Raw genomic sequence first — 4174 nt, forward strand, 5'->3', positions numbered from 1 at the left:
CGGTACAGATATGTCCTTTTTTAATAATCGTTTAGGTTTAACTTTTAGTTATTATAATAAAAATGTAACTGATTTATTATTGCCTGTTGTGATTGCACCGACAACTGGGTTTTCTAGCTTGTTAGACAATATTAGCGGTACTTTAAAAAATAAAGGTATCGAATTAATGCTTACAGGGATTCCAGTTAAAACCGATGACTTTACGTGGACATCGACGCTAATCTACAACAGAAATAGAAATAAAATAGTGGGTTCGGGTGCACAGAGATTAATTGCAACCAATGCCGGCGCGCCTGTTTCTATTACTGACGGTTATCCAGTAGGTGTTTTTTATGGAACATATTTTGAGCGGACAAAAGATGGAGATATTGTAACAAACGCTGCTGGTATTCCTTTAACTGCTGGTCAAGCCGCAGGTAATGTTTTGCGTAAAGTAATCGGCGATCCAAACCCCGATTATACAGGGTCTTTCGTTAATGATTTTACTTACAAAAAATTAAGCTTACACATTCAATTGGACGCTGTTCAAGGGGGGGACGTTTGGAATGCAGATTGGAGAACACGTCAAGGTGTAGGTAATGGAAAAGTTGCCGAAGCAGAGCAGATGGGCCAATTGCCCAGAGGCTATGTGGCTGGTGCGTACACTGTAGAAGAATGGCGCATTGATGATGGGTCTTTTGTGAAATTGAGAGAGATTTCATTGAGCTATAATATTGGCCAGGTTAAGTTTATTAAAAGCTTAACCGTTAACCTTAGTGGAAGGAACCTCATTTCGTGGGATAATTACAAAGGCTATGATCCTGAATTAAACTCTGGTGGTCAATCTACAATCTTGAGGAATATCGATTTCGGTTCAGTACCAATTCCACGTACTTTCTCATTGGGTTTACAAGCAAGATTCTAATTTAAAACTGTTGTTATGAAAAATTTAAAATCAAGATATATAGGTTATGCATTTTTGCTTACTATAGTGGCTTTTTCAAGCGCTTGTAAAAAGGAGTACTTAAATCCTAACGCGGCTACGGCCGATGATGTATTAACCTCGGCAAAAGGCTTAACAGGCGTTACGGTAGGTTTACAGAAAAACTATTCGACAACTCGGGCTGGAATTCTGTATGCGACTATTACTTTAAATGGCTTAACCACAAATGAGTTAATATCCATTAATACCGGTAATACCAATGAAGAAAGATTAGTAGCTGGAGGTGTACAGGTAGATGGTACAAATTCAGTAGTACTAAATGTTTGGGCTGGTGCAAATAAAATTATTTATGATGCAGATAACGTGATTAATAATGCCGCTAATCTTCCGGATAAAAACTATGCAGCGGGTTTAATTGCTTACGCAAGTATTTTTAAAGCCTTGGCTGTGGGTAATTTATCAGAGTATTGGGAAAAGGTTCCGGCTGGGACTGGTCAAAATGTTACCTTTATTAGTCGTGTTGATGGTTATAATAAAGCAATTGCGACCATCGACAAGGCATTGGCCGTAGTTGCAGCAAACTCGATAAGCACATCTTTTTTGGGGAACATTCCATCAGGAGTAGATATTCCCAATACTTTAAATGCACTCAAAGCCCGCTATGCTTTATTTGCCGGAAACTATGTGTTAGCATTAACTGCTGCAAATGCAGTTGATTTAACTAAAAAATCGACATTTACATATGATGCAATAAATTTGAACCCCATTTTTGAGATTGCTACCTCTACCAATAATGTAATTCAACCTAAGAATATAAATTTAGGACAGACTGGCGCTAATATCCCGGATGCAGGCGATGCCAGGATTCCATTTTATACTGTAGTTAATACAACAGTACGTATTAATGGTTTCGGTGCAGGCACTTTTACCCAGTTTCCCATTTATCTGCCTGGCGAAATGACCTTAATTAAAGCAGAGGCTTATGCCCGTCAAGCTACTCCTGACCTGGCTTCGTCGCTTACTGAGCTAAATAAGATCGTAACCAAAACTGCAGCAACTGATCCTTTTGGAGTTGGGGCGGCACTGCCGGCACTAACTGGTCCTTATACACAACAACAGCTTTTAGATCTGATTTACAAACACCGTTGTATTGAACTCTTTATGTCTGGGCTAAAACTTGAGGATATGAGAAGGTTCAATCAACCTTTAGCTGATCGCAAGCGTAATTTTTTCCCTTATCCTTTCGCAGAAAGAGATAATAATACCAATACCCCTGCGGATCCAACTTTCTAGCAAAATGAAAGAGGTTGTATCATAAACACAATTTCAGCTCAGATGCTGTCATGTTGAGCCTGTCGAAACACCTTAAACAGTATTTAAACAGGCCCTTCGACAGGCTCAGGGTGACAAATCTGTATGATACAACCTCTTTTTATAAAATATTCAATTCCTTTTCACGGTAGCGCGAAAGAGATTCATGGTCTAAATCTAATTCTGTTATCAGATAACTAATGCTTTCTATCGGGCAAACCCTTAATCTTAAAGCAATATCCAGCTTTTCGGAAATACAAAGTACAGCGGTTTTTTTTGCACAGGCTAACATGGCTTTTTTAAGCTGGTTAATTTCCCAGTAGGTATCCGTTAGGCCTTCATCGGGATGGATGGCGCTGGTTCCCATCAGGCATAAATCGGCTTTGATTTCAGATAACTGTGTAATTACTTGTCCGCCGTAAGTAACTTGCGAATTTTTCGAAAATAAGCCTCCAATTAAAATCACTTCGATATTATTGTATTTAGCGAGCTCTACTGCTACCAGCGGACTAATGGTGAAAAATGTAGCAGATAGGCCCTGCGGAAGTCGTTTAACAAATTCTAAAATCGTTGTTCCTCCTCCGGTTAAAACTACCATGCCATCTTTTATCAACTGAACGGCTTTTTTGCCAATCGCAATCTTACTATCTCTGGCATAAACCGTACTATCGTCAAAAGAACTGTGATAAGATTTCGATAAAGCGCCTCCATGAACCTTATAAAGCAAGTTTTCATCAACAAGCTCTTGTAAATCTCGTCTGATTGTGTCTTCTGAAACATTAAGTAACTGCACTAAGTCGGATGTTAAAACACGGTTATGCAGGTTAATCTGGCGCATGATGAAGTCGTGACGTTCTTTTTTCAGCATAAATCATTTGATTTTTTACGAATGTATAAAAAGATTTTAAAATTATATTATTTGCGTTTTTATGCGTGTTTGTGCGATAAAGTTTTGTTTGTTAGCACAATAAATCTTTCCTATTTGTTTTTATTTTCAAAAACATTCATCATATTTACTTAACTAACATCAAAGCTGCGGTAATTTGCGCGTTTGATAAACCGGAATACAAACAACAACTTCTAATAACCACTTTCTTACTAACAAATTATGAAGAAAAAACTATTCTTTAGTTTTATCGGTATGATTATGCTGTGTGCGCAAGTTTTCGCGCAACAGATAACGATTACCGGTAAGGTCAGCTCCGCTGACGGCCCCATTCCCGGCGTTTCTATCCGGGTGAAGGGAAGTACCGTGGTGTCACAATCCAATGGCAAAGGAAATTATTCGATAAAGGCATTAAAAACCGATGTATTAACATTTTCTTATGTTGGATACAAAAGTGTTGAAAGAGCTGTTGGTGCAAATAGCACGATTAATGTAACCCTTTCTGCTGATGCCAGCAATCTTAATGAGGTTGTGGTTACTGCCTATGKGATTGATCGCGATGCTAAATCGTTAGGCTATTCAACGCCAAAAGTTTCCGGATCCGAAGTTGCCGAAACCCAGAGAAACGATTTCTTTGGAGGCTTGCAAGGTCGTGTTCCAGGTTTATCGATTAATAGTACCAATGGAAACCCAGGAGCCTCTGCGCAGATTGTTTTACGAGGATTTGTATCGATCAGCGGAGATAATAACGCACTGATTGTTGTAGATGGTGTGCCGATTAACAACAGTACATTAAATCAAACAAGAGAGCTAGTTTCGGGAGCCGCAAACAGAGACCAGGATTACTCTAACCGGGGGATGGATATTAACCCAAACGATATCGAAAGTTATGTAATAATGAAAGGGCCTGAGGCCACCGCGTTATATGGAAGTGCCGGTGCCAGTGGCGCAATTTTGATTACCACAAAAAAAGGTAAGGCTGGCCGCGGAAGTATTAATTACAATAATTCGTTTAGGGTAGAGCAGCTGAATAAGTTTCCGGAGATACAAACTAA

The 4174-nt window shown here is 39.1% G+C and carries 4 protein-coding genes; 3 read left to right on the forward strand and 1 reads right to left on the reverse strand.

What is annotated here, in order from left to right; translation table 11 throughout:
• Together AC1DND_RS21515 and AC1DND_RS21520 are read left to right on the forward strand one after the other, a co-directional pair.
• On the forward strand, positions 1–904 hold a 904-nt coding region (locus AC1DND_RS21515), incomplete at its 5' end, for a TonB-dependent receptor domain-containing protein (RefSeq protein ID WP_477584672.1).
• 15 nt (positions 905–919) lie between these two features.
• The gene (locus tag AC1DND_RS21520; RefSeq protein ID WP_477584673.1) at positions 920–2215 is read left to right on the forward strand and encodes a RagB/SusD family nutrient uptake outer membrane protein; all 1296 of its coding nucleotides are present in this window, start codon (positions 920–922) and stop codon (positions 2213–2215) included.
• A gap of 139 nt (positions 2216–2354) precedes the next feature.
• Here AC1DND_RS21520 and AC1DND_RS21525 read toward each other — a convergent pair whose 3' ends face one another.
• Positions 2355–3101, reverse strand: a complete 747-nt coding sequence (locus AC1DND_RS21525; RefSeq protein WP_215124683.1) for a DeoR/GlpR family DNA-binding transcription regulator — start codon at positions 3099–3101, stop codon at positions 2355–2357.
• A gap of 240 nt (positions 3102–3341) precedes the next feature.
• Between AC1DND_RS21525 and AC1DND_RS21530 the strand changes: the two genes are divergently transcribed.
• On the forward strand, positions 3342–4174 hold an 833-nt coding region (locus AC1DND_RS21530; protein WP_477584674.1), incomplete at its 3' end, for a carboxypeptidase-like regulatory domain-containing protein.

The sequence above is a fragment of the Pedobacter sp. 01N416 genome (genome assembly GCF_056399685.1).

What these genes read in the sequence shown, in the direction of transcription:
- AC1DND_RS21525 (WP_215124683.1), bottom strand. Translation starts at nt 3,101, where the DNA reads ATGCTGAAAAAAGAACGTCACGACTTCATCATGCGCCAGATTAACCTG.
- AC1DND_RS21520 (WP_477584673.1), top strand. Translation starts at nt 920, where the DNA reads ATGAAAAATTTAAAATCAAGATATATAGGTTATGCATTTTTGCTTACT.